Source organism: Paenibacillus sp. GSMTC-2017, from assembly GCF_016019935.1.
GTDB lineage: Bacteria > Bacillota > Bacilli > Paenibacillales > Paenibacillaceae > Pristimantibacillus.
In genome coordinates this window covers 316,368-340,720 of record NZ_JAECMT010000004.1, presented here as the reverse complement: position 1 = coordinate 340,720, position 24,353 = coordinate 316,368, and the positions used below count along the sequence as shown (strand labels likewise).

Here is a 24,353-nt window from a genome sequence, read left to right as displayed (position 1 = left end):
ACATTCATATTATTACGACATCGTAGTAATGTCAACGACGGATTTCCCTTTATTTTTCATTTATCCGTTCCATTACTACACCTACAACTGGTCCATCATCATCGATAGCTCCTGTTAAGCGGAATCCAAATGATTCATACAGCTTCATAGCGAGCTGGTTATCTGGATGAAGACTCAAATTCACCTTTTTCACAACAACCTTTTTACTCATATAATCAAGGAGCAACGCGATAAACCGCTTCGCATAACCTCTGCCTTGATATTGTTGATCGATCATAAAGCGATCCAGCCATATGCTTTGCTTTTCTTCAGAATACCACCCGTACATGGCGTAACCAACTAACATCTCTCCATCGTATAGCGCCAATGAAATGCCATTTCCTTCGAAGAGTGACTCCGCCATAGAAAACGAATTGCTTTCGATAAACTGTCCTTGTTCCTCTGCCACCTGTAACGCCGCGACTTCGCGCCAATTGGCTGCTGTTACTTCTTCTAGATGTAAACTCATTATTCCAACCCGCTTTCCTTGCTACTGGGACTAATCCTTTATTATAGGCCATTTGTTCAAAGTTGAAAAATGCGAGTCACTACTTTAAGCTTTAAAGACTGTATGTTTACGAACCACTTTACAAAAAAGGAAGCCCAAGGAGAGTGACCCCATGAGCAAGGCAAGGAAAGTTATGAAAATAGAGCAGCCTAAACTATCGGCAGACCAATTATTTGCATTTGAACCACATGACATACATAGAAATGACTTTTTCGAAATGGGACTGATGCAAGATTGTCAGTTTGAAAAGCGCAGACCTTCTAAACTTACCTTTGAGAAATTCATTTTCCGAAATGTGAACTTTACCGAAACAACGTTAGCTGGAATTGAGCTTACAGACGTCAGATTTGAAAAGTGTGATTTGTCTAATCTCGACATCAGTGATGCTATCATACATCGAACGGAATTTGTCGACTGCAAGATGGTTGGTATTAACTTAGGCGGCGTTACTCTGCGAAATGTTTTAATCGATCATTGCTTGGCCGACTATTCGAATTTCCGCTATTCAAATAGTAAACAGGTCATCATTCAAGATAGTTCACTTGGCAATGCTGATCTTAGTCAGTCGAAATTGATCAAGCTTGAGCTACATCGCACCAACATTAACCAAGCCCAACTGTCTTCTACAGAGTTAAAAGGAATCGATTTAAGCGACTGTGAATTTAATGGTCTTGGTGTTAGTGTGGAACAACTGAAAGGCTGCATTATCTCACGTGAGCAAGCTTATATATTCGCTACTTTGTTTGGACTTATTGTTAAAGAGTAGGCGTGGCTTGTTCCGTAGTCGCATAGTCTAGCCCCAGCTGGTAAGCACGTTGCAATAGTTGTTCGATGTGGGCCTGGTCACCGCCTGTGTCATATAACAGTTCGACCGATGAATCCTTGATTCCCACATAATCGGACATACCTATATTCAGTTGAAGTGCAATCATTTTGTCATAATCTCTTTTTTGAAAATGTTCAAGCGATGCTCCTGCGAGACCAAGCCACAGCGTTTTTTTGTGAGGCAAATGATTTGATCCATATGCAAAACCATAATTCCATACTCTGTCGATATATCCTTTCAACATAGCAGGAATGCTGTACCAATACACGGGGAATACAAATGCAAGGGCGTCGTACTTCAGCAACCGCTCCATCTCGGCCTGCACCTCAGGAGAATATTGTTTAGGCGGGCCTGAATAATCAGGCTCATCCGCTTCCCACAGTACAGGGTCAAATCCGATGCGATGCAAGTCGAGCACATCTGTTTCATGTCCTGCTTCCTCAAGACCTTGAGTAAATCTGCGTACCGCCTCAAACGTTAAAGATTGTGTTCTTGGATGAGAAACGATCGTTAATACTTTCATCATCTATTCCCTCTTTCTCTTATTGGATTGTTTGTTCCTGGTAAGCATAAGTCGAGATGCCAACACCGAATTGCTCCAGCCTTGCAATAGCTTTATCAACGATTAATAGTGTTTCAGGTAAGTGTATACCTCCAGATGCGGCAGGTAGTCCGTCGGTTCCTAATATCCGTTCAATGGAGAGGAGTACACCTAGTGCCGTAAGATGTGCTTGACCTTTAGGGTCGGATACAACTGTCCGAAGCTTCTCTTTTGAGCCCGATTTCAAAATACCTTCTATATCGATATAGAGGTCTTGGGAAGGTTGTTGGTTACTTTTCAAGCCAAGCGATGGGCCTACAATAAAGTCAAAGCGAATATTGGGAGCACCGGTAGCAGAAGCGAGACCCGGAACATCTAGCAAAGACATTGGCCCACCTTCTAGTACTGTTCCATCAGATAAACGAATACTTCTTGTGTTCTTTGTAGCATCCACCCATAACCATCTTCCACTTTCTCGAATAAGCGCACGATTAATGAACCCTTCTGCATCGTTAAGTGTCATTGGCCCCATAGGGTCATTTTCGTCAAATAATCCTGCGAGCTCTATCGAGTCAATTCGGCTGAACTGCTCCGCAACCTTCTGTGCAACTACCATCATTACCCCTGCTTGTGAATGACCGAGCGGAACAATTGGCCTTTTCGGAGGTGATTTCAACACCGCCACCATAAGAGGTGTAATCTCATCTGCTAGCTTAGTAATGCCAATATGAGCGATTCCTTTTTCTACAGCTAAATGCAATAACTTATCCATCGGATCTTGCAGAGCAGCAACAATGAGATCAACACCATCTAAGTCAATTGACTCATCGGGCTGGCTTAGATCAAGGTAAGCCGTTTCTGCATTTCCAAGTTGCCCAGCAAGCACCTCACCTTTAGCCGGATTACGTCCTGCTACAATGATTCTGATCTCTTGATCGATCCCTCTAATATGCCTCGCTATGTTACTTCCCACTACTCCGTACCCACCTGCAATATAAACAGTTGTTCCCACCATATTACCTCCATCCATTCACTAATCTGTATTGGTTTAATCCCATTATGTGGCATATAATGGATTGTGAGAAGTACGCACCTTTTTGTTCTATTGATACCAAAAAGTACTGTAGGTACTTTAAAGTACCTTTGAAAACCTACAAAACATTGGAGGTTATATGATGAATCCTAAAGAAAAGACCACGTACAACACGACGATCGAAGCTACACTAGATGTTATTGGCGGGAAGTGGAAAACGCTAATACTTTGGCATCTATTTTACGGAGCAAAAAGAACGAGTGAACTTAAGAAGAAAATACCTGGCATTACGCAAAAGATGCTAACGCAACAACTGCGAGAACTAGAAGTAGACGGGGTTATTATTCGAACGATTTACAATCAAGTTCCGCCAAAAGTCGTCTATGAAATAAGTGAATTAGGGCTCACGCTCAAACCAATTATCGATCAAATGTGCGTGTGGGGAGAACACTTCGTTCAAGGAACCAAGCCAGATGGGAAAATAGCCTCTACGGACACATGCTGTGACACCGAGGACTACGTTTAAGCAATATCTGTTCCGCAACTTAGCTTCAGTAATTCACTATAGTTTCAGGTGTGGGGGAGTAATGAGCACTCTACTCTCCCAGCTCTCTCGGTCTACTTCGCCTCACTCGCATCCTCTCTCTAGCAACCTTACTTTCTCGAAATCTGTCAATAAATCTATAAATATAGTCAATTATGCCTATAGATAACAGAATTCGAGTTTACTATAATATGGATGAAATTATATTTATACACTATGAGGAGGATAAGTATGAAAGCTACGCTATTCAGCAAGGGCATCATCCGTTTTTGCATCATAGTTCTAACATCCATTTTAGTTTTAACATCTTTGGAAGCGGTTACAATTAGAAATAAAGTAGAGGCAAATACCCCATTAACCGCACCCGCCTGGGTTTCAACCCAGGTATATTTAACAAATCATGAAGCATTCTACGGTGGTAATGTATATCGCGCGAAATGGTGGACACAAGGAGATACTCCCGGTGTAGGCGCTCCTTCTAGCTCACCATGGTTGTTGCTAGGTCCAGGTACAGCTAGCGGTGGTGGTAATGGCGGCACTAATCCAACTGATTTAGCTGTTGGCGAAAGCCGTGTCCTAACCGATGCTCAAATTACGGCATCATGGGGCGGCATTGATCCGCAATTCTCTCCATCTAATGCAGCTGCTGCCGTACAAGCGGCATTGCCACAAACACAATATGAACAGTTGTTTCCTATGCGTATCGGTACTCAAGCATGGCATACATTTGCCGCTAGCAAAACGTACTATAAGCCAGGGCAAACAGACTACTATTCATACAGCAACCTAATCGCAGCAGTAACCGAAGTTGCGAACATTAAATACAAACTTGAATATCGCCAAGGTGCAACTTGGAACCACCGAGTATTCAGACTAAACAAAACAACAAAAACAGAAACGCTAGTCTATCAAAATGCTGACTTCAATGCTTCTTGGAACCTATCCGTGCCTATCATCTCAAAAACAGTAGATTTTGGTTCTTTTATTAAAGAGGGTACAGCTGTTAATCGTAAACGCGAGCTAGCTGCGTTCCTTGCGAACATTTCTCATGAAACAGGCGGCGGCTGGGCTACTGCACCAGGTGGCGAGCTGAGCTGGGGACTATTCTGGAATGAGGAAATTTCCTATATCAACTCCACTCAAATCGGATATGTTGCATCAAATACCGACTTCCCGGCAGTAGCAGGCAAATCATATCATGGTCGCGGGCCGATCCAGCTTAGCTGGAACTACAACTACGGACTAATTAGCGGAATCATCTACGGTACAAAAAACACATTGCTTAACAATCCGGAACTTATCGTTAACGATGGCAAGCTCGGATTTATGACAGCAATCCTATTCTGGATGACACCACAACCACCTAAACCATCTGCTCATGATGTAATGGTAGGCAACTGGACGCCTAATGCAACAGAAATTACTAAAGGATTAACGCCTCCTGGCTTTGGTGTTACGATTATGATCATTAACGGCAACTTTGAAGGAAATAAAGACGAGACTGACTACCGTGTTGGTCGCCGTGTTGGACATTACCGTGATATTACTACCAAAATGGGTGTAAGCATTACAGGTGAAAAAGTGAACACGATTGGTATGAGCCCATTCTAAGCATGTAGTAAATATGAAGAAAAAGCTGACCTATTTGCATCTGCCAGTAACATTCGAATAGGAATGTTACTGGCAGAGCATTAGAGTCAGCTTTTTTATTTCACTTCAACACTGAAAACAAACGTAACAATGCCTTCAGGCCATTCAGCGCTATACGTATAGGTATGAATTCCGCTAATATAAGGTATGTTGATTTCATTACCGATACTTTCTACTTCTTTCGATTCTTCTAGATTTATGACTTCGCTAACCTTAACTATTTTTTCTGGCTCACGATCAAATGAGATTCTGATTTTTGAATTAGGTGGGACAATCGTGTGTGTTTTGAAATGCTCATAAGCATTGGTATCTCCATAATCATATTGCCCAGCCCAATATGAGCTGAATATCTCTACTGGTACTGTAATATCTGTTTCTCCCACATATGCACTCGATTTGGGAAGTGGATTGTTGGTGTACTTACCACATGCACTTAGGACAAATACTAGACAAATATATAATAAAAACAACCATCTTCTATTCAATTCAAACCTTTCCCCTCTAGATTACAATCATTTAATGGCTAACATTATCGTAATACCAACCCCATACTATACTATCGGTTAATATATTCCAATCATCTTCTCCTTTTTCAGTATTTACTACCATATACAGAAAAGACCGACCTAGTTACGTCTCACAATGAAACACCCTCATGAGGATGCTCCATTGTGACGTACTACGATCAGCCTTTTTCTTACTTCCTTTATTTAATCGCAATATAAATCTCTACTTCTGTATTGGCAGGGTCAAAATTTCGCCCATCATAACGTTCAAAGTCACCTGTGAACGCTCTTACTTCCACTGCGTCCTTAAAGTATGCCCAAATGACGCCCCACATCTCAGCAACTACCTCTTGAACTGGCCCCTTCTTCGTCGTAAATACAAGATACTTACTCTCTGGCACAATTGCAATCGTCCCATCAATTTCTTGCTCAGCAGTACCTTCTCCTACTTCATGCCCAATCAGCGTCGTATATGCTCCGCTCGCATCACTCTCATAATCCGTATACAGCCCATAGATGAAATGGGGATTAACGTTGTAAGGTTTCGCTGCTACTCCACTGCTAAAATAGGTTCCCCATAACTGCGGAAGCTTCCGACTCGGACCTGCCTCATCAGCATTCGAGGTACGAATGCTGACTCCAGCTAACGTTAATTTGGACATTTCTACAATAAAAGTGTTCATGTAAATCCCTCATTTCGTTATAGTTGAGCCCAGTATAACGAAAGAAAGTAGACAGCTATCTGTCCACTTTCTAATATCGGTTGATTATTTTTTTCGCCCTGCTAACCACTTCATCAGCCACATACGCTGGTTTTTCCACTTTTACATGATCGCCATAACTAAGTAGCATTCCATAGAACCATTCATCAAGAATAAACGTTCCACTCACTTGGATAGAACCATCCCGTAGAACAGTAACCCAATCTGGATGAAAGGAATCCCCGATTCGATACCGAACGCTCGAATGAAAAGTAAGTACAATCTCATGCTTCGTATGTTGCGCCCACATCGGATCCCACACATAACTGTCTAAGGATGGTACCTCTCGACGGACAAAGGATTGCTCCATGACGTGCAAATTTTGAATACGTGATAATCGGAAAACTCGGAAATCTTCTCGAAGCGTACAGTACGCATGTAGATACCATACGTTTGCTTTCAAAATTAAGACGACTGGTTCAACTACTCTTTTGCTTTCTGTACCGTTCATGTTTAAGTATTCAATCGTCACTAAGCTCGCGTTTTCTACAGCCCCTCTGAGCCTATTCACTTTATCTCTTGCAGTAGATCCTTGCCCCCAAGGGTTAAAGTCAAACACAATCCCCGTCCCTTGTTGCTCCATCGTCGTTTGATCAACTTTATTCAGTTGTGCTTTCACCTTTTCAAGAAGTGAAGCGAACACCCCATCATCCATCACTGTATTGATACCTTTAACAGCTGCAACAACTGCCTCTATTTCATGAAGTGTTAAATATTGACGGGACATCGTATATTGCTCCATAATTTCAAACCCGCCCGCTGTTCCTTGATGGGCTATAATCGGGATACCGGATTGACCTAACGTATCCATATCTCGATAAATTGTTTTTGTAGAAACCTCAAATCGCTCGGCTAATTCTTTTGCACTTACTCGTCCACGATTGAGCAGTAGAACTGTCATCGCTAACAATCGATCAATTTTCATAATGTCACCCTTAACGGCTTTTATCGCATCTAGTTCATTTATGGGGATAATTGTTTCTTCCCCGCCTCAAGCCATTGTTTCTCTGTTCCTACAAAAAAGGTTAGTTTTTCAGGCAACTTTTCAATTACACCATTAGCTCCGCCTTTCTCCCCCGATGATGTATGAAGACCATGGATCATTGGGATATTTGTTGGAAATTCAACTAAGTTACCATCTTGCTTAACATATGTAAGAACCACTTGTCCCGAAATATTTTTGCTTGAAGTCGATATTTTCCCAGAAGGCGGAACCTCATAGATTATAATAGAACGTCCTTCTTTTTTTAAAGCGGGAAATTCAGATTGTTCAAACGTAACTTCAATCGTTCCCGTAAACCCATTTGGCAATAAAAATTTATGTGTTGGATTACTCGATAGCATTAAGAAAAAAACAGCTCCTGCTATAAGACAAAGCATTACCAATATGATGAAACACAACATGTAAAAATCTAAAACCCGCGCTTTTTTTATGATTACCGCACCCCCTTCAAGTTGAATATTTATTTCCTTGATTTGTCTTTTAGTATAACGAAAGACATTCTTCAATACGAATGAAATTTATCAACACTGCGGTATCACTTATATCTTTTGATTACTTATTAAGCTGTCTTAAGCTCCTGTAATTGAACCTCTTTACTTTTCGCTCTACCGAACTGGTAGTAGTAGAACACCAAAGTCACGATCTGAAGCCCTGCTATAATGAAGAAAATATTGCTGAATACGAAGCCGCTTGATTGACTATTTACTGGGTTCCAAGACGTATTTGAGCCCATAGCTACAACTTTGCTAAATATGCCAGTTGCTATGCTGTGTGAAATGAAATTTAACATGAAAAATAGTCCCATCCCGACTCCAGCCTGCTCCTTCGACAATGTCCTTGAGACTGCGTTTGATAAGGAAATGTGTATAAAAGATTGCCCCACATTACCGAAAATTAAGAAGAGGGCAATAAATAAAGGCGAGCTTCCTGTAAACGTTGAAAGCAATATAAATGATAGGACTAACAGTCCCGATGACATGTAAAATAAAAAGGAGTTCCCTTTGGAATCAGCTATCTTCCCACCTTTTCTACCCAGAAAAGCAGTAGCAACTGCTGCTGGAACTAAGACAAAGCCTATCCAGCTGGCGGGCAGCTTCTGAACGCTAGAGAGGAGTAGCGGTGTTACAAAAGATAAAGCTATGCCCATTCCATTGAGTATGAAGGTTATCGGGAGAGCAAGCGTATATTTACTATTTCGAAAGAGAGCAGGCTGCACGAAAGGATCTGCCGCAAGCCGAATTCGCACAATAAACAACAAAAGTGAAAGTATTCCGCCGATCATAAACGACCACGATAAGTTTGTAACAGACATCAATAGCAATGCTATCGCCGCACCTAACAAACCTCCGCCAATCCAATCGAACTTACCAGTCGTCTTTTCTCCATCGTCACCCAAATATTTACGGTAAAAAGGTATAGTAAGTACGATCAACACTGGAACAGCGAATAGCCAACGCCAATGGGCAAAGCTGAGAATGAAGAAAGACATAACCGGTCCTAATGCACTTCCTAGTGCTAATCCAACTGCCGACATTCCGAGTGCAGAACCGCGGCGCTCTGGTGTAAAGAATCGAATCGGAATTAACATCGCAGTTGCTGGAATTGCAGCTGCTCCTAGTGATTGCAAGCATCTTCCAAGTAGCGCTAGCTCGAACGTTTGGGAAACGAGGCCTACGATCGAACCTAGTGCAAACATTAATAGACCGAATGTTAGCAAATTTTTGAGCTTGAATCGATCAGCCAGCTTCCCATAAGTAACTGTTCCAATAGCATAAATTAAAGAATACGCCGAAGAAAACCAACTTACCTGTGCAATAGATAAATTAAATTCTTTACTAATATCAGGTAGCACAACAGTAAACATTAATGCACTCATCATCGACAAAATTAATGTAAATACCATTACAGTCATTAACTTCTGTCCTGTTCGCTCTAGAGCTTGCGTGTCCATCATAACCACTCTCCATAGTTGATAGTCAGTACTTACTGTCATAATTCTTTTAAAAAAACTAGGGGGTTAATGCCCTAGTGAATAGTTCCACATTTTCAGAAATAAAGTCATCCAGCTTGATCGTTGGATACTTCACTTGCCCTTCTAGATCGTTTACAAATGCCCCGAAATTCGCCATCATAAATGAAAATGCCTGCAACTCTGGGTTCTTGCTAAGCACCTTCTCTTTATCCGCCATCTCTTCGAGATACTTCGTCAGAAAGGCTAGAAGCTGTTGTGGATGTTTTTGTGTGCGTTCTTTAAATCCGGGTAAGTTCATTTCTTCTTTCATGCTGATCTGAATCATCTTCCGATTACGGTTCATAATGTCATGATAGGTTCGGCTAATCAAAAGTAGATCTGTATACAAATCCCAAACGATCTTTTCGCTAAATAACTTTCTCATCTCTTCCGCGTAATGATAGCGATCAAAGGCTGATTCGATTAAGTTTTGTTTGCTTGCGAAACGTCGGAACAATGTCTTTTCACTCAAACCTGCAGCTGCTGCAATTTCTATCGTGGTCGCGCCATTATAACCTTTTTCTGAAATGAGATTGATCGCTGCCATCATTAGTCGCTCATCGCTACTCAAGTTTGTGTTATCGCTCATCCACGTTCCGCCTTCCAAGTCGCATGTCAGTACTTACTGACATCATATTATTCCATTTATTAACTTACGTCAATAGTCAATTTACTACACAAAAAAAGATCCTCAAGCTTCTGAGAATCATTCTATACCGTTATGCCGTGTTTATAACGTAATTTTGATCAAGATCTTCCCTTGTTCGTAGTGTACATATATATGACCTTGATATTTCTCTACTGTTCTTTTAATAATTGTTAATCCATTACCTCTTAGGCCATTCTTATTATTTTGCGTAGTAAAACCAGATTGGAATAACCTTTTTTCATCCATGCTTGAAATCTCCGCACTATTCTCTACAGAAAATACATAGTTAGAGCCAAACGATTTACAAACAATCTGAATAGGTTCGGCGTACTCTTGTGGATTTGTTTCCATCGCTTCAATGGCGTTATCGATAAGATTAGCAAAAATTCTAACCAAGTCCATAGATTCAACCCGCTCGAAATCATTAAGATCTGTGTCAAAGTGTATATTTATATTTTTAGACTGAGCAAGCTCCCATTTACTTTGAAACAATACCATTAAAACAGGATTTTTAATCTGCATCGATAGATCTAATACTTTAGATTCTGATGCCATACCTCTTAAATAATCTCTCACCCGATCATATGAGTTAATATTCATTAAAGCATATAATACTTGAAGATGATTTTTTAGATCATGTCGACTTGATTTAATAGTGTCGATTAATTTCCCGAACTCTGATAAATACATTTTTTCTGTTTCTTTCAAGTCATCCTTCATACGGTTTTTGTACCATTTATTTAAGACAAACACAACGATTAACAGCGCTATCGCAAATAATATATCGATGACAAAGATAAACATATTACTTTTTACAACTTGACCACTTACTAATTTTAACGCTTCAGCATCAATATCTATCCCGACAACACCTAATATCTTGCCATCATCTCCGTAAAAGGGCACCCCAACGGACAAATAATAACCACTATACATGTCACCAATAATTCCAGTGAAATAACTATGACCACTCTTAGCCCGCTTTACTTGGTCAGGCGGGACTGTACAAGCTGAACCAAATAAAAATTCTTTTGAGCTCGGAGCCATTGCTACTACTGTATTTTTGGAAACATTGCTTTCATCTAGCATTAACGTGTATACATAAACTGCATTGATTTTAGATCGGTATTCCTCTAAGTAGTTCTTTATTATCCTCCAATTTTCATCCCGCTCTTTTGTTATCAAATAGTTTCGGTAGACCTCTTTATCGATTCCAACGGCAATATCGTCCGCAATGGCTATATATTGATTCGCAAGAGCGATTTGTGCTGATTTGTCAGTAGAGTAGTAGGATACAACTAATCTCGAAATCGTAAGTATACCCAGTACAGAAGATGAAACAATAATAAAAAACACCATTCTTTTATGCTCACTTAACCTCGTAAATATCATGTTTCCATTCCTTTTCTCTTATGCACCTAATTAAGCTTGCTTTCAAGATAAATTTAATCGATTTAAAACACTATCTACGTTCAATTATAAGGAAAATCCCACCAAAAAGGCACTACTAATTTAAATAGATGCCGCAGCGAAGAAAAATACTATTTGACCCTCTATTTTGTAAATGAATGTTTCTCCCTTTTAATATGGAAACAGATATACTTATTATGATAATTTTGTTTTAAAAGTTAATATTGTAGTGCTGTCTGCTATACTAATAATTGTAGCCCATAATTATTAGAGGAAGTGAACGTATTATGTCAATTAAAGCTATCTTATTCGATTTTGACGGAACGCTCGCAGACACCTTGCCCCTTTCATTTCATGCATTTCAAACCGTTTTCAAACAATACGACAATAGAGACGTTACGATTGATGAACTTATTTCGATGCTTGGTCCGACAGAGGAGGATATTATTGGCGGTAATTTCAGCGACCAAACTTCGGTGCAACAAGCGATTGAAGATTATTATTCAATCTATGAAAAGGGACATCTCGATACATTCCAAAATGATCAAAACATTATAGATTTACTTCATGATTTAAAGGAGAACGGCATTAAACTCGGAGTCATTACAGGAAAAAGCAGACGAGCCTATACGCTATCGACTGAAGCATTATCGTTACATTCTTATTTTGATATTGCGATTACAGGTAACGATGTTGAAAAGCCTAAGCCAGATCCTGAAGGGATTAACAACGCACTGAGCACATTGGGTATAAATAAATCGAATGCTATTTTCATTGGGGATAGCAACGCTGACATTGTTGCAGGCAAAGCTGCTGGTGTACGCACATACGGCGTTCAATGGTTATCTACTAGCCAAAGTTTAGTCTATGACCTTAATCCAGATGCCATCTTTACTAGTGTGGTAGAGCTTCGCGAACTTCTTGACAAAGAGGGTGTACAGCATGGAAACTAAGTGGCTCGATTGGGCTAAACAGATTCAAGCTATTGCACAAACAGGGTTAACGTATACGAAGGATGTATATGACGTCGAACGGTATGAAGAGTTAAGACGGATCAGTGTAGATATATTAACCAACTATACTACTGTCAGTACGGAACAAATTACACTTTCTTTCGCTAGTGAGCTCGGCTATGCCACTCCTAAAGTAGATATACGTGGTGTTGTCTTTAAAGACGGCAAAATACTTCTCGTTCGTGAAAAGTTAGACGGAGCATGGGCATTGCCAGGTGGCTGGGGTGATATTGGTTATTCACCCTCAGAGATAGCCGTGAAAGAGATTAAAGAAGAAGCAGGATATGTCGTTGAGCCACTTCGTCTGCTGGCTGTGCTAGACAAAAAGTTTCATAATCATCCTCCTGAACCTTATCATGTGTACAAGTTTTTTATTCAATGCGAAGTTGTTGGCGGCAGAGCGGAGACTGGCGTAGAAACTAGCGCGGTTGAGTTTTTTGCATACGATGACTTACCTCCACTGTCTCTTGAAAGAAATACAGTGGAGCAAGTGAAAATGATGTTTGAATTTCTGAAAGATCCAGCTAAAGAAGTCATTATCGATTAAGCTTTCGTAAGACCCATTTTCGTTCGTCCTCCTTAACAAATAAAGAGTGCCATCCATCGTAGATGACACTCTTTTTTATTTGTAGCAACTCCCCCAACGATGAAGAACCCATTGATTATTTACCCTATCTGCACAATACTAATGTTTCCGGCAACAAATTTAATACTTTGTATCGTTTGGTTGATCAACTTCAACTCATTGAGAGGTCCTGGTCCAGTATTGAACACAGCCGAGCCCGCTCCACCTGATCTGGAATTAGGGTCTTCGATTGGAGGAGCTACGGAAAGACTCGAATCGATCGGTTGGTCGTTAAGCGTAAGCTGTACCAAAACAGGAAAGTTTGCTATAAGCGGACATTCAATAAAATTATAAGATACAAAATAGGTCTTATTCGGTGCTAAAGATACGATTGTTGGTGTAGCATCAGAAAACACAATTCCTGCACCGTTCACAACCTCTGCTTCCAGAAATGGAACAGCAGCTCCCCCTGCAACATCTACATATCCATAACCATAGATGGCTGCATTGTTACTTGTTACCGATTCATCACTATTACTTTCAATCTCTACAATCCTAATATTTACTGTGCTGAAATTTGTCCCCAGTTGGCCTGCTGGTGAGAAGCCTATTAGCCTTAATATACTTGGGTTCGGGAGCGCTGGGGTATTGAGTACAACACCTCCCGATACACTTGAAACGGGTGTGTTAAGTCCAACTGGAATCGTGGATGGGAAGGATAACGTCTGCGAACCCGGTACAAGTAAACCATTAAGCGTAAGCTGCGAGGATGCTACATAGTTAACATTTGGTGTACTGAACTGAGCATTATATTCGACTAGATAAGTTTTGCTCGGAGCAAGTAAAATGTTTGACATCCCCTGTAATTGAATACTCGTTCCGTTCTGTACAATCGTTGACAATAATGCAGGAGAACCTGTTACAGAAATTGAGCCGCATCCTCCCGAACAGGCAAAATCGGCACTGCTCGCCATAAACCTCCTCCTTCCCTGTTCACCTTCATTTGCACATTCGGTTTCTACTGCAATTTAATAATCGTCATCGTTGTTAAATCAAACGCTCTTGGAACGGCCTCAAAATTGTTTAACGTTAATAAGCTTGGTGCACCTGCTGGTGTATTAATAATCGTATTTGAGATTAACGTAGTTATCGCTTGACCCGCACCAGGGAAGGACTGCATAGATGAGCTTGCTCCCGGAATTGTTGTACCATTCAGAACTAATCCAACATTGCCCGTAATCGTGCCCGGAGTAGCAAGCTCTGCTTTTGTCCGATATGAAATATAATACGTCTGACTAGGGGCAAGAAAGATGTCTGTAGACCCTGCTGTATGAGTAATAGCACCGCCATTTAAGGTAAAGTTTTGGTCGATTGGAATAGGATCTCCAGGTGCGACAATTGGCGTAAATCCATCATCTAGGAAAAAGGCATTATTTGTTGTTATCTGTACACCTGTAACACCTGTTATTCCTGTCGGACCAGTTGGACCAATGCCTCCTGGATCTCCTGTTGCACCCGTTGCTCCTGTTGCTCCTGTCGCTCCCGTCGCACTTCCGCCTGTTGCACCAGTAGGACCAGTCTCGCATCCACAATCTCCTGTCGCACCAGTTACTCCAGTAGGCCCAAGCGCTCCGTTGCTCCCCGTTACGCCTGTTGTTCCTATTGCTCCTAATACTCCATCAGGTCCTGTAATACCAGTTGCTCCTGTTGCTCCTGTTGCACCCGTTGCTCCTGTTGCACCAGTCGTTCCATTGCCTCCTGTTGCTCCCGTTGCTCCTGTTGCTCCAGTTATGCCCGTAAGTCCCGTAGCACCTGTTAAACCAGTAAGACCTGTAACCCCTGGGTCTCCTGTTGCTCCAGTTGGACCCGTGGCACCCGTTGCTCCAGCCACTCCTGCATCTCCTGTAGGGCCAGTCGGGCCGGTAGCACCTGTAAGCCCATCTGGACCGGTAACACCCGTGGCACCCGTTGCTCCCCTAATCGGTGTATTAATGACCGCAACTAACTTCTCATTTAATAAACTTTCATACTTAATGGCTTGTGCAATCGTATCTCTAACACTGCTATTGATCGCCAGCAAATCGCTAACGGTAGCTGGTGTTTCAAGTCCAGGGATTGTTCCGAGCATATATTGAATCTTCTCAGCTTCTGCATTAATAATATGACTGATTCCTAGTTCTTCTAGAGCTACAGATACTAACAATAGATTGAGTGCATCGTCTAATGTGACAGTTATATCTGGTGTAATATTCGGAATGTTAGCCTGTGACACAGTTATCACTTCCTTACCTTTTCGACTTTTCTAGCTGAGTGCAAATATGCTGACGTTAAGGTTGCTAGCTGTACCATTCGGACCTACCACTTGGACATTAATCGTAGAAGGGGCTGGTCCTACGGCATTGACGATAACACTTCCCATCATCGATATTAATCCGCCAACTGACGTATTCATAAATGGCTGAAGCACAATGGATGCACCGTCAAAGAGCACGACGAAATTTTGTGAAGTAGCATTCGTTGAAAGGTCTAGTTTAACTGTGATCATATACGTGTGAACGGGTTGCAAAAATATTGTAATATCGCCCGGTGTAACCGAAATTAATGACCCGCTTATTAGCCTAACCGTATTAAAAGGTAAGTTCGCTGGTGTTACCAGCGGTCCTGGAGAGATAATACTCGCGAAGTTGGCTGTTGCAAGAGCTGCAATACCTGTCTCTCCTGTTGCCCCTGTCGCCCCCGTTGCCCCTGTTACTCCTACTGCTCCAGTTGCTCCCGTTGCCCCCGTCGCTCCGGTTGCACCCGGAGTACCCGTTGCACCAGTAGGTCCCGTTGGACAGTCTGCGGGATCAGGACATACTCCCGTTGGACCGATTGGACCATCGGGTCCTGTCCCCCCAGGATCACCTGTTGCTCCTGTTGCACCTGTCACTCCTGTTAATCCAGTCGCACCTGTTGCTCCTGTCACACCCGTTGCTCCTGTTGCTCCCGTCACTCCTGATACCCCGGCAGCTCCAGCTAGCCCTGTTGCTCCCGTTGCACCAGTCGCTCCCGTTGCTCCTGTTGCTCCTGTCACTCCAGTTGGTCCCGTCACACCACTTGCACCTGTTGGTCCAGAATTGCCAGTAGCTCCTGTCGCACCTGTCGCACCCGTCACACCTGTTAATCCTGTAGCGCCAGTTGGACCTGTTGGACCAGTCGGGCCCGCTGCACCCGTTGCTCCCGTTGCACCTGTAGCTCCTGTTGAAACATCATTGCTCAATATGCTGGATAGCTTCGATTCTAGGAGAAATGTTTTTTTGACCAGTGCTTGAATTGTATCTTGAACACTGTCGTTAACGAGCAATAAATCACTTAATGTAGCTGTAACAGTTAACCCCGGTAGCGTACCAACCAAATATTGAATTTTTTCGCCTTCGCTGTTAAGAATATGACTCATCCCAATCTCCTCTAAAGCAATAGAAGAGAGTAATAATGAAACAACTTGGTCTCGAGTAATTAGTACTGTTGGGGTAATATTCGGTAAATTTGCTTGTGACACTTGAAACCCCTCCTTTCTTACCTACTGAAGTGCAATAACAGATAATGATGAATTGCTGAAAGTCGTTGTAACACCAGAGGTATTAAAAAGCTGCAATGAACCCGGCGTGCCTCCCGTTTGAATAATGGTGTGATTCGTTAATTCCGCCAATACACCCGGAACCGTCACCATAGATGCTTCCGTTACCGGTACTGGAATACCATCAAACAGTAGCTCCACCGATGCTGTTGAAGTTGCAGCTGTACCCCCGGTTAGCGCCTGTGTCTCATATTCGACATAATACGAATGGTTCGCTGCGAGCGTAATCGTATCCGTTCCCGGAATATGCGTAATTAACGTTCCATTGACGGTTTGGTTTGTTAGAAAGATAAGTGCTACTCCATCCGCTACAACTTGACTGCCGTCGGTAACAAAGTTTGCGTTATCATTCGTTATTGTTGGACCAGTCGCTCCAACTGCTCCTGTAGCTCCTGTTGCTCCAAATGCCCCTGTTGCCCCAGTTATTCCCGTCGCTCCTGTTGCTCCTGTCGCCCCTATTCCATCAGGACCTGTAGGTCCAGTTGGTCCTGGCGGACAATCTGGACATGGTCCAGTAATACCCGTCACTCCTGTTGAACCTGTGATTCCAGTTGCACCCGTTGCACCAGTCGCTCCAGTTGCTCCTGTGGCACCAGTGCCGCCAATTGCTCCTTGATTACCCGTCACTCCTGTTAAACCTGTCGGTCCTGTCTGACCTGGGTCTCCGGTCGCTCCCGTCGCTCCTGTTGCCCCCGTTGCTCCCGGATCTCCATCTACCCCGGTTGCTCCTGCTGGCCCAATATCCCCTGTCGGCCCTATACTACCAGTCGCTCCAGTACTGCCTGTCGCACCAGTTGCACCAGTTGCTCCGGTTCCTCCAGTTGGACCTTGCGGACCAGTTGGGGACGGACCAGTCGCGCCAGTTGCTCCTGTCGCACCAGTCGCTCCGACAGTCACTTCAGAATTAATAACTGTACAAAGCTTATTTTCGAGCAACCATTCTTTTTTAGTGATAACCTTGAGCAAATCTCTGACACTCTCATTAACTGCAAGAACGTCACTAATAGTAGCAGGAGTACTGAGTCCCGGTAGCGTGCCGAGGACATATTGAAGTTTCTCAGCTTCCGCATTGATAACGTGACTTAGTCCTATCTCTTCTAGAGCTATAGAAGCGAGTAGTAGAGTTATAGCTTCATCACGAGTTACTGTAATGGTAGGTGTAATATTCGGTATATTCGCTTGCGACATTTTGGATTTCCCTCCTCATTCGTTTCGGATGCTTAACGCATACACGACGGATTTGCACGACTGTGGCATACACACGGCACCTTCCCTAACTATGGAATATCTATCATCTCTCTAGAATATTCAGACCATGTAGAGCCTGACCCTTATCAAATACCCCTTTTCGCGGCACAACAAATAGACCACCCTAAGGTGGCCGCTCTAATTATCTTCTTTTATTAGTAAGTAATTATTTTAAATGAGGCAAGTATCTTTCACGGACGGTGTTCATATGATGCTTGGCATGTCCAACTATAAAATAGGCATTAGCTGCTGCAATTGTTGTGAAATTGTTGACCACTCCAACACGAAGGAGAATCTGAAGTTAGTCCCCGCACTAGAGCAATGGTTGCTGTTCTAACAGCAATAAACTCGGCTAGCAGTTCCTCAAGAGAACGGCGATCGAAGTTTGTTGCATGAACATGAACATCTTGATGTCTTGGTAATGGAGTAGTATCATCTCTTCCCGCGATAAGGAGACGATAACTCGCTATCCGCTCTACGTCCATGATATGTCCAAGTACTTCTTTGAGGCTCCATTTTCCCTCAGCATACCGATATAAACTTTGCTCTTCACTAAGAGATTTATAAACCGCGAGAATATCCGCCTCTTGCTCCTTAAGCAGTTGCAGTAAATTCCCTTCTTCAACATGCTCCATGTATACTCCCCATTGAGGGTTACATTCGCCTTCTTTAGGTTTGGACGTAATCATCGTTCACACTCCTTAATCTGGTAAACAATATTAAACTTACTGGATATTGTACTATACTACTTGTAAGGTGAATACTTCCTATCCATGAGGAGTGGCTAAACATGAATATTGATCGCGGCAAATCGGATGAGCAACTTGTAATAGAAGCTTTGAGCGGCAACTTTGATGCTTTCCGCAGTATTGTCCTTCGCTATTCTAATGCATTGCTGTCTGTTGCATTTCATGTAGCCCGAAACTATCATAACGCTCAAGATATAACGCAAGAAGCTTTTATGAAAAGCTATAATCAATTGCACACATTAAACGAACCGAGCAAGCTCGGCAGTTGGCTATATTCCATCACTTCTCGTACAAGTCATGACTTTATTAGAAGAAAAAAGACGAACCTCCCTTTTAGCGATGACATTATTCAGCACTCAGACAACGTTCAAACATGGCTCGATGGGCACGTTGTTCATGAGTCGATTTGGACAGCCTTACATACTCTCGATGAAAAAAACAAATCCGCTATTTCACTTTTTACGATCCCGACCACAATCAATATACTGCTATTGAAAATAATTGATCCCCTTGCGACGGATTTGAGCGTTACCATGCGTCCATATACTGAAATCAATTAAATTGGAGGTGTCACGAACAATGACAGAAAAGGAAATATATCAATTGGAGAAACAAAAGACTGCAACAACACCGATGCTTAAGCGGGTTCTCTGCAACTACTTGCCTGTTTCAAATGTAGATCAAGCTGCGAAATGGTACGCGGATACTTTCGGATTAACAGTCAAAAAGCGTGAACCAGAAGGTGCCATCCTTGTCTTAGGTGATGGACAGTGGATTTTCCTTCTGGAATCAACGAGTCACAGTAGCGCAAACTTCATTACGAATCAATGGGATGGCGAAGGCTATGAAATGTTCTCTTTAACATTTGAGGTTGATAACATTGTAGATCTTCACAAGAAGCTTCGAGATACGGGAGCCGAGGCTCAGCCATTAGTGGATCATGACGGCTGTGGGTTACAGTTTAAATTCAAGGACCCTGACGGTAACAAGTTTAACGTGTGGCAGGACCCGAAGTCAGTGTAGAGGGAGGTTGGAATTAATTATGAGTCATCACTATGCTTTGGAACAATATATTACAGCTACAAATACACATCAATTTGAACATGTGAAACAGTTGTTGCACCCAAGCGCTGTCTACTGGTTCTCAGATAAAACCTGCACTTCATTAAGTGACATTCAACAGTATTTCGAAAATGCTTGGGACACGATTAAAGATGAAGTCTATTCTATCTCTGATGTAAATTGGATAGCAGTTGATAAGAACACGGCAACTTGTATTTATACTTACCACTATACAGGTTATTATAATGGCGATTATATATCTGGTAGCGGACGAGCAACAAATGTATTTATAAAAGATAACGAGAATGATTGGAAATTAATACACGAACATCTAAGTAGTTTTTAAAGTATACTCGCATAATGGCGAAGTCTTACTAGTAGAGTAGTCTACTGTGGGGCAACGCCTTTTTATTAGTGTAGCCAACCCGATTTTTTCGGGTTAGAGCCCACCGCTAGCTTGTTCCGATGCTTTTAACCCGATTTTTTCGGGTTAAAGACCGCTTCTCTCACCTAATGCTCACATAGTAATTTTAGAATTTCATCATGTCGTAATGAATAAAATTAACTTATGAAGTTGGCCTTGCGATTGTAAAAGACAATCTTTGCAATGTGAACAGAGCTTCCTTATCTTTTATATCACTGAAAGTACTTTGCCATTCATATCTATGTTAACCAATGCTCCGGGCGTGTAAGAGACGCTGGTAACTTCGTAGCAGCATCACCCTTCGCCGCATTGATTTGAACTTGAGTCAGAAACATACTTTCGCTAAGGTTAGCCCCTCTAATATCAGTATCTCGGAAGTCTGCCCCAATGAGGTCAGCACCTCTCAAATCTGCTCCCCGAAGATCTGCGGCAATAAGATATGCCCCTCTCAAGTTGGCATACTTAAGATCTGCGCCTTTAAGCTTCGCCCCAAATAGCATTGCCCCTGGCTCTAAACGTTTCTGCCGACCTTGTGAAACCTTCTGCCCAGGGCGGCCTTCTCCTCGTACTAGTTTGCTCGTTCTTTGGAGCAAAACTTTAACTTCCTCTCGATGCGCCGCAAAGTCCACATTAATGATTTCATTCGCACTGAGATTAGTGAGCCGCTCTGTTTCATCGATACACAATTGAAGCTCATTCTGTATGGGATAAGCAGCTTTTAACATTAGCGCTTCAGATAAATACCAAAGCAGCTCATGAAGCTTCCACATAATCGGAAATACCTCATACATTTGCTTAGCAGAACCAGGCACTTCCCTCCAGTCGTATCCTTGGAATGTTACCTGAGAAACCTTCTGTCCTGCACCAAAGCAGTCGTACACCGTACATCCTCGATATCCGGTCTCCCTAAGACTAGTGTGAATGCTGCACCGGGAGTCGGATTTCAAGTTCGAACATGGTTGTCCAGCATCTTTATCTACTGCAAAGTCTACCGAAGCCGCGAAGGGCAATGCCACACAACATAAGCCAAAGCAGTTCTCGCAATCTGCTCGTAGATGTTGTCTGCTCATCCCTGAATCAGCATTTATATAATCATAATTTTCCAAAATGAATGAATCTCCTTCCACATAAGCTTCTATATATTACTCATTCGTCTAAGAGTAAAGGTTGTTCATCACAAATGAATAGGTAATTTTCTTGTAAAAAGATATTTCACCTTCCATATTTAAACATAACCGCTTAATATGTACAACCCATGAAGGGTAATCGCCCTAGGAGCAGGAAATGATAGACAATGTATGGAATAAATGATGTAATCTAATCCATGCGGGGTTCCTATACAATGAAAATTATGGGTGTCAATAAAACAAATGACTATAATCATGCCATTAATATCGCCATTGACTTCATTCATCAGCATTTGGATGATCCACTCACTTTAGAGCAAGTAGCGAGCAAAGCAGCGTTTTCCCCCTATCATTTTCACCGCATTTTTAAAGCTATCGTTCAGGAAAACGTACATGATTATGTTCGTAGAGCCCGTATCGAAAGAGCAGCAAAGCGGCTCATCTGCCACAAGGAGATAAAGTTAAGCGATATAGCGCTCGAATGCGGCTTTCAGTCACTCGCAACCTTTTCGAGAGCATTCAAACTTATGAGGGGAATTACCCCAACAGATTTTAGGAAACGATACGCTATATTTGTTGATCGAGATACTACATTTGCCGAACAGCGCTTTCGTCAGAATATATCTGCATTAGCCCCTTTTGAGCATATTAGTGGTCTGGAACGTACAATTTCTTATGCATTTACCCAATTACAAAACGTATCCATCCAACACCTTCCTACTCAGAGTGTTGCCTATAAACGACTTTATGGTCTTAAACAAGGTATTGATCCTGAGTTCTCACAAACCTTCACTACCCTTACTCAATCCCTTCGTCATCATAGACTTCTATCTAAAAGCGCCCAAGCAATGCGAGTTTCTTATGATGATCCCTATTTAACGCCACTAGACAAATGTCGCTACGACGCGTGTATCACCGTAGATACGACTAATAATTCGGTCAAAGGGATAGATACGCAAACGCTGCCTGGTGGTAAATACGCCGTTTTATCTATATCCGATACCGTTTATATGAGCACGCTTCTTGGTGATTTACTCGTACAGGATTGGCTTCCTTCAAGCGGCTACCAGCTAGATATGCGACCATTTCTCGAAAAGTACACCAACAACCCTCTTCACGATCCTTATCAACGAGTTATGATGGATTTTTGTGTACCCATTCGTCCTAATAAGAACCGACTAATTTAGCAATCTATGCAAAACAATTTTTGATAAAGCTATATAAAATAGATTCATGTTACTCAATCTTTAAGGGGAGTGAAGTCAGTGGATGCATCTATCAAGCCTCATACGGTTCGTTTGGAAATGAGACCTCCTATTCACCTTGTCGGCCGTACTCAAACGTTATCCCAACATGATAAACAACTTAATGGCGTTATTTCAAAGCTAATGGACGAGTTTTTTAATACACAAGCTCATAAAATTCGCGAGCGAATACATACATCCCATCGTTATGGGATTATGGATTTTACTAATGAGGAGCCTCATAGCGGTACCTTCACATGGATGGCGGCAGTTGAAGTAAGCACGTTAAGTGAGATTCCTGAGGGATTGATCGGCAAAAGTTATCCCACGCTCCTCTATGCTGTCGTTACACTCCGAGGAACAGCAGATCAAATTCCACATCTATTTGATTACATGTACAAGTCATGGATACCAGAGTCAGGTTATGAAAGCTCGGCACCCTTCTCCTTTCAACTATATGGTGAACACTATAGAGGACCGTCCGATTCTGAGTCGATTGTGGAAGTCTATTTTCCGATAAGATCACTTGCCTCTCATATCCCTACAAAAAACAGCTCTACGTTCAAATTTGGTGCCGTATTTATTCCAGTGACCGACATGCCACAAGCTGTAAAGTGGTATAGCAATGTATTAGACATCGCGATAGACCCTCGGCTCGATGTCCATCGAAACGAAAAAACTATTTATCACATGCAGGTTAATGGTGTTGATCTATTATTAGACAATTACGGTGCTGTACCGATTAGTAACCCAAACCCTTTATTTTATTTAAAAACACCAAATATCCAAGTAACGCTCAATAACTTGAAGGCTAAGGAAGTTCTGATTTCCTCTTCTGATGCAGATGACGCATCTAACTCCATTTCTTTTATCGTAAGTGATCCTGACGGCAACAAGATTATGTTTCACGAAGAGACCGACCGCAACATAGAGCAACACCAAAGCAGCAGTATCCTTACAACGCCAAAACAACCCGTTGTTCCTGCTCTCTTCTATGATGGAGCAGCAATTGATATTTTGTACGATTATCACGACGATGCGATCAAATGGTTTGTGGACAAGCTAGGTTGGTCGGTTAAGAGGAAGGAACATTGGAAGCCTGATCCTCTTGCTACTCACGGCCGCATGACCCAATTAGACTGGGGGACTTGGCTAGTATCGGCTCTAACGTCAACTAGATTGTCGCATCATTACGCCGATCGCGGTACCATTGACGGTAATGTTCGATGGTGCTGGAGAACGTACGATTTGGAACAAAAGCATACTGAGTTACAGCAATTAAACATACGGACAACCGACTTATATGAAGAAACTGGCGGAATTCGCTATTTTGACTTTTGGGCTACTGCCGAGGGCATACGCTTGACCATTCAAGAGGATAAAAAGGTTTCTTCATCTGCCCTTGTACCCTCTTGGATAAGAATTGGAGTTAGCAATTTTGCATCTTCTATAGACTGGTATAAGAAATTTATGGGAATGCACATCGTTGATCAGATTAATAATAAGGATTATGTTGTAATGAGCTTGAGGCTCAATCATAAGCCTGGTGAGCTTTCCCTTTGGATTCTAGAGCAATTGCCAAGTGGTACGCCGATTGGGAAAGTTGATGCTCCCATTAGACCTTATTGCTTTATCCGATCACGCCAACAATTTTTCACTTATCACCAATACCTCCAATCATGCGGCATTGAAGTTTCTAAAATCGGCGGATTCACGGATAAAGGGCTGGTCGTATTTCATTTCTACGATCCAGATGGAAACAGGTTAAACATATCGAGTATTTAGAAAATCAAACTGCCAGCTATGTGCTGGCAGTTTTTTTAC

At 42.2% G+C, this 24,353-nt stretch carries 26 protein-coding genes; 10 read left to right on the top strand and 16 right to left on the bottom strand.

Annotated elements, in window-relative coordinates:
* Nucleotides 1-49 precede the first annotated feature (49 nt).
* Complete coding sequence (locus I6N90_RS17595; RefSeq protein ID WP_197936926.1) at nt 50-508, bottom strand: GNAT family N-acetyltransferase; 459 nt, start codon at nt 506-508, stop codon at nt 50-52.
* Between the two features lie 151 nt (nt 509-659).
* Between I6N90_RS17595 and I6N90_RS17590 the strand changes: the two genes are divergently transcribed.
* On the top strand, nt 660-1,313 hold the full coding sequence (locus I6N90_RS17590; protein WP_197936925.1) for a pentapeptide repeat-containing protein: 654 nt from the start codon (nt 660-662) through the stop codon (nt 1,311-1,313).
* On the opposite strand, the gene I6N90_RS17585 is transcribed toward I6N90_RS17590, so the two are convergent.
* Together I6N90_RS17585 and I6N90_RS17580 are read right to left on the bottom strand one after the other, a co-directional pair.
* Nucleotides 1,303-1,896, bottom strand: a complete 594-nt coding sequence (locus I6N90_RS17585) for an NAD(P)H oxidoreductase (protein WP_197937199.1) — start codon at nt 1,894-1,896, stop codon at nt 1,303-1,305. The genes I6N90_RS17590 and I6N90_RS17585 overlap by 11 nt on opposite strands.
* A 19-nt stretch (nt 1,897-1,915) precedes the next feature.
* Complete coding sequence (locus I6N90_RS17580) at nt 1,916-2,944, bottom strand: hypothetical protein (RefSeq protein WP_232243083.1); 1,029 nt, start codon at nt 2,942-2,944, stop codon at nt 1,916-1,918.
* A 145-nt stretch (nt 2,945-3,089) separates the two neighbouring features.
* On the opposite strand from I6N90_RS17580, the gene I6N90_RS17575 reads away from it, so the two are divergent.
* Both I6N90_RS17575 and I6N90_RS17570 read left to right on the top strand, forming a co-directional pair.
* Nucleotides 3,090-3,473 (top strand): winged helix-turn-helix transcriptional regulator, encoded by a 384-nt coding sequence (locus tag I6N90_RS17575; protein ID WP_197936923.1) that lies wholly within the window; start codon nt 3,090-3,092, stop codon nt 3,471-3,473.
* Nucleotides 3,474-3,722: 249 nt separating this feature from the next.
* Complete coding sequence (locus I6N90_RS17570) at nt 3,723-5,102, top strand: glycoside hydrolase family 19 protein (RefSeq protein ID WP_197936922.1); 1,380 nt, start codon at nt 3,723-3,725, stop codon at nt 5,100-5,102.
* A gap of 95 nt (nt 5,103-5,197) precedes the next feature.
* Here the strand turns inward: I6N90_RS17570 and I6N90_RS17565 are convergent, their stop codons facing one another.
* The 7 genes from I6N90_RS17565 to I6N90_RS17535 form a co-directional block, all read right to left on the bottom strand.
* Entirely contained in the window at nt 5,198-5,626 is a 429-nt protein-coding gene (locus tag I6N90_RS17565) for a hypothetical protein (RefSeq protein WP_197936921.1), read from the bottom strand.
* 221 nt (nt 5,627-5,847) lie between these two features.
* Nucleotides 5,848-6,330: a GyrI-like domain-containing protein gene (locus tag I6N90_RS17560; RefSeq protein WP_197936920.1), complete on the bottom strand. Its 483-nt coding sequence runs from the start codon at nt 6,328-6,330 to the stop codon at nt 5,848-5,850.
* 70 nt (nt 6,331-6,400) lie between these two features.
* The gene (locus I6N90_RS17555) at nt 6,401-7,333 is read right to left on the bottom strand and encodes a helix-turn-helix transcriptional regulator (RefSeq protein WP_197936919.1); all 933 of its coding nucleotides are present in this window, start codon (nt 7,331-7,333) and stop codon (nt 6,401-6,403) included.
* Between the two features lie 38 nt (nt 7,334-7,371).
* Entirely contained in the window at nt 7,372-7,917 is a 546-nt protein-coding gene (locus I6N90_RS17550) for a DUF6843 domain-containing protein (RefSeq protein ID WP_197936918.1), read from the bottom strand.
* A gap of 53 nt (nt 7,918-7,970) precedes the next feature.
* The gene (locus tag I6N90_RS17545) at nt 7,971-9,362 is read right to left on the bottom strand and encodes an MFS transporter (protein WP_197936917.1); all 1,392 of its coding nucleotides are present in this window, start codon (nt 9,360-9,362) and stop codon (nt 7,971-7,973) included.
* Between the two features lie 58 nt (nt 9,363-9,420).
* A complete protein-coding gene (locus I6N90_RS17540) occupies nt 9,421-10,011 on the bottom strand; it encodes a TetR/AcrR family transcriptional regulator (protein WP_197936916.1) in 591 nt (196 codons plus the stop codon).
* 141 nt (nt 10,012-10,152) lie between these two features.
* Nucleotides 10,153-11,463 (bottom strand): GHKL domain-containing protein, encoded by a 1,311-nt coding sequence (locus I6N90_RS17535; protein WP_197936915.1) that lies wholly within the window; start codon nt 11,461-11,463, stop codon nt 10,153-10,155.
* A 305-nt stretch (nt 11,464-11,768) separates the two neighbouring features.
* On the opposite strand from I6N90_RS17535, the gene I6N90_RS17530 reads away from it, so the two are divergent.
* Nucleotides 11,769-12,434 carry an HAD family hydrolase gene (locus I6N90_RS17530; protein ID WP_232243082.1) on the top strand — a complete coding sequence of 222 codons (666 nt, stop codon included), beginning with the start codon at nt 11,769-11,771 and terminating at the stop codon, nt 12,432-12,434.
* Nucleotides 12,424-13,041, top strand: a complete 618-nt coding sequence (locus tag I6N90_RS17525; RefSeq protein WP_197936914.1) for an NUDIX hydrolase — start codon at nt 12,424-12,426, stop codon at nt 13,039-13,041. Before I6N90_RS17530 ends, I6N90_RS17525 begins: the two co-directional genes overlap by 11 nt.
* Nucleotides 13,042-13,160: 119 nt before the next feature.
* Here the strand turns inward: I6N90_RS17525 and I6N90_RS17520 are convergent, their stop codons facing one another.
* The 5 genes from I6N90_RS17520 to I6N90_RS17500 all read right to left on the bottom strand — a co-directional run bounded on the left by I6N90_RS17520 (nt 13,161) and on the right by I6N90_RS17500 (nt 18,612).
* Nucleotides 13,161-14,033, bottom strand: coding sequence for a hypothetical protein (locus I6N90_RS17520; RefSeq protein WP_197936913.1), 873 nt, complete (start codon nt 14,031-14,033; stop codon nt 13,161-13,163).
* A gap of 44 nt (nt 14,034-14,077) precedes the next feature.
* A complete protein-coding gene (locus I6N90_RS17515; protein WP_442950966.1) occupies nt 14,078-15,340 on the bottom strand; it encodes a hypothetical protein in 1,263 nt (420 codons plus the stop codon).
* 21 nt (nt 15,341-15,361) lie between these two features.
* Entirely contained in the window at nt 15,362-16,597 is a 1,236-nt protein-coding gene (locus I6N90_RS25125; RefSeq protein WP_332262469.1) for a collagen-like protein, read from the bottom strand.
* A gap of 21 nt (nt 16,598-16,618) precedes the next feature.
* Nucleotides 16,619-17,863 carry a hypothetical protein gene (locus tag I6N90_RS17505; protein ID WP_232243081.1) on the bottom strand — a complete coding sequence of 415 codons (1,245 nt, stop codon included), beginning with the start codon at nt 17,861-17,863 and terminating at the stop codon, nt 16,619-16,621.
* A 302-nt stretch (nt 17,864-18,165) separates the two neighbouring features.
* Entirely contained in the window at nt 18,166-18,612 is a 447-nt protein-coding gene (locus tag I6N90_RS17500; protein ID WP_232243080.1) for a DinB family protein, read from the bottom strand.
* Nucleotides 18,613-18,713: 101 nt separating this feature from the next.
* Here I6N90_RS17500 and I6N90_RS17495 point away from each other — a divergent pair, with 101 nt between their 5' ends.
* From I6N90_RS17495 to I6N90_RS17485, 3 genes are read left to right on the top strand one after another with little or no spacing between them, the layout of a single operon-like run.
* Complete coding sequence (locus I6N90_RS17495; protein ID WP_197936912.1) at nt 18,714-19,232, top strand: RNA polymerase sigma factor; 519 nt, start codon at nt 18,714-18,716, stop codon at nt 19,230-19,232.
* Nucleotides 19,233-19,251: 19 nt separating this feature from the next.
* Nucleotides 19,252-19,695, top strand: coding sequence for a VOC family protein (locus tag I6N90_RS17490; protein ID WP_197936911.1), 444 nt, complete (start codon nt 19,252-19,254; stop codon nt 19,693-19,695).
* A gap of 19 nt (nt 19,696-19,714) precedes the next feature.
* Nucleotides 19,715-20,080 (top strand): YybH family protein, encoded by a 366-nt coding sequence (locus I6N90_RS17485; RefSeq protein ID WP_197936910.1) that lies wholly within the window; start codon nt 19,715-19,717, stop codon nt 20,078-20,080.
* 317 nt (nt 20,081-20,397) lie between these two features.
* On the opposite strand, the gene I6N90_RS17480 is transcribed toward I6N90_RS17485, so the two are convergent.
* The gene (locus I6N90_RS17480; protein WP_197937194.1) at nt 20,398-21,267 is read right to left on the bottom strand and encodes a pentapeptide repeat-containing protein; all 870 of its coding nucleotides are present in this window, start codon (nt 21,265-21,267) and stop codon (nt 20,398-20,400) included.
* A 233-nt stretch (nt 21,268-21,500) separates the two neighbouring features.
* Between I6N90_RS17480 and I6N90_RS17475 the strand changes: the two genes are divergently transcribed.
* Both I6N90_RS17475 and I6N90_RS17470 read left to right on the top strand, forming a co-directional pair.
* Complete coding sequence (locus I6N90_RS17475; RefSeq protein ID WP_197936909.1) at nt 21,501-22,472, top strand: AraC family transcriptional regulator; 972 nt, start codon at nt 21,501-21,503, stop codon at nt 22,470-22,472.
* 78 nt (nt 22,473-22,550) lie between these two features.
* On the top strand, nt 22,551-24,314 hold the full coding sequence (locus I6N90_RS17470) for a VOC family protein (protein ID WP_197936908.1): 1,764 nt from the start codon (nt 22,551-22,553) through the stop codon (nt 24,312-24,314).
* The last annotated feature ends 39 nt before the right edge of the window (nt 24,315-24,353 follow it).

Excerpts from the sequence above, each read along its gene's own strand:
- I6N90_RS17595 (WP_197936926.1), bottom strand. The coding sequence starts at position 508 with ATGAGTTTACATCTAGAAGAAGTAACAGCAGCCAATTGGCGCGAAGTC.
- I6N90_RS17590 (WP_197936925.1), top strand. The coding sequence starts at position 660 with ATGAGCAAGGCAAGGAAAGTTATGAAAATAGAGCAGCCTAAACTATCG.
- I6N90_RS17585 (WP_197937199.1), bottom strand. The coding sequence starts at position 1,896 with ATGAAAGTATTAACGATCGTTTCTCATCCAAGAACACAATCTTTAACG.
- I6N90_RS17580 (WP_232243083.1), bottom strand. The coding sequence starts at position 2,944 with ATGGATGGAGGTAATATGGTGGGAACAACTGTTTATATTGCAGGTGGG.
- I6N90_RS17575 (WP_197936923.1), top strand. The coding sequence starts at position 3,090 with ATGAATCCTAAAGAAAAGACCACGTACAACACGACGATCGAAGCTACA.
- I6N90_RS17570 (WP_197936922.1), top strand. The coding sequence starts at position 3,723 with ATGAAAGCTACGCTATTCAGCAAGGGCATCATCCGTTTTTGCATCATA.
- I6N90_RS17560 (WP_197936920.1), bottom strand. The coding sequence starts at position 6,330 with ATGAACACTTTTATTGTAGAAATGTCCAAATTAACGTTAGCTGGAGTC.
- I6N90_RS17555 (WP_197936919.1), bottom strand. The coding sequence starts at position 7,333 with ATGAAAATTGATCGATTGTTAGCGATGACAGTTCTACTGCTCAATCGT.
- I6N90_RS17545 (WP_197936917.1), bottom strand. The coding sequence starts at position 9,362 with ATGGACACGCAAGCTCTAGAGCGAACAGGACAGAAGTTAATGACTGTA.
- I6N90_RS17540 (WP_197936916.1), bottom strand. The coding sequence starts at position 10,011 with ATGAGCGATAACACAAACTTGAGTAGCGATGAGCGACTAATGATGGCA.
- I6N90_RS17535 (WP_197936915.1), bottom strand. The coding sequence starts at position 11,463 with ATGATATTTACGAGGTTAAGTGAGCATAAAAGAATGGTGTTTTTTATT.
- I6N90_RS17530 (WP_232243082.1), top strand. The coding sequence starts at position 11,769 with ATGTCAATTAAAGCTATCTTATTCGATTTTGACGGAACGCTCGCAGAC.
- I6N90_RS17525 (WP_197936914.1), top strand. The coding sequence starts at position 12,424 with ATGGAAACTAAGTGGCTCGATTGGGCTAAACAGATTCAAGCTATTGCA.
- I6N90_RS17520 (WP_197936913.1), bottom strand. The coding sequence starts at position 14,033 with ATGGCGAGCAGTGCCGATTTTGCCTGTTCGGGAGGATGCGGCTCAATT.
- I6N90_RS17505 (WP_232243081.1), bottom strand. The coding sequence starts at position 17,863 with ATGTCGCAAGCGAATATACCGAATATTACACCTACCATTACAGTAACT.
- I6N90_RS17500 (WP_232243080.1), bottom strand. The coding sequence starts at position 18,612 with ATGATTACGTCCAAACCTAAAGAAGGCGAATGTAACCCTCAATGGGGA.
- I6N90_RS17495 (WP_197936912.1), top strand. The coding sequence starts at position 18,714 with ATGAATATTGATCGCGGCAAATCGGATGAGCAACTTGTAATAGAAGCT.
- I6N90_RS17490 (WP_197936911.1), top strand. The coding sequence starts at position 19,252 with ATGACAGAAAAGGAAATATATCAATTGGAGAAACAAAAGACTGCAACA.
- I6N90_RS17485 (WP_197936910.1), top strand. The coding sequence starts at position 19,715 with ATGAGTCATCACTATGCTTTGGAACAATATATTACAGCTACAAATACA.
- I6N90_RS17475 (WP_197936909.1), top strand. The coding sequence starts at position 21,501 with ATGAAAATTATGGGTGTCAATAAAACAAATGACTATAATCATGCCATT.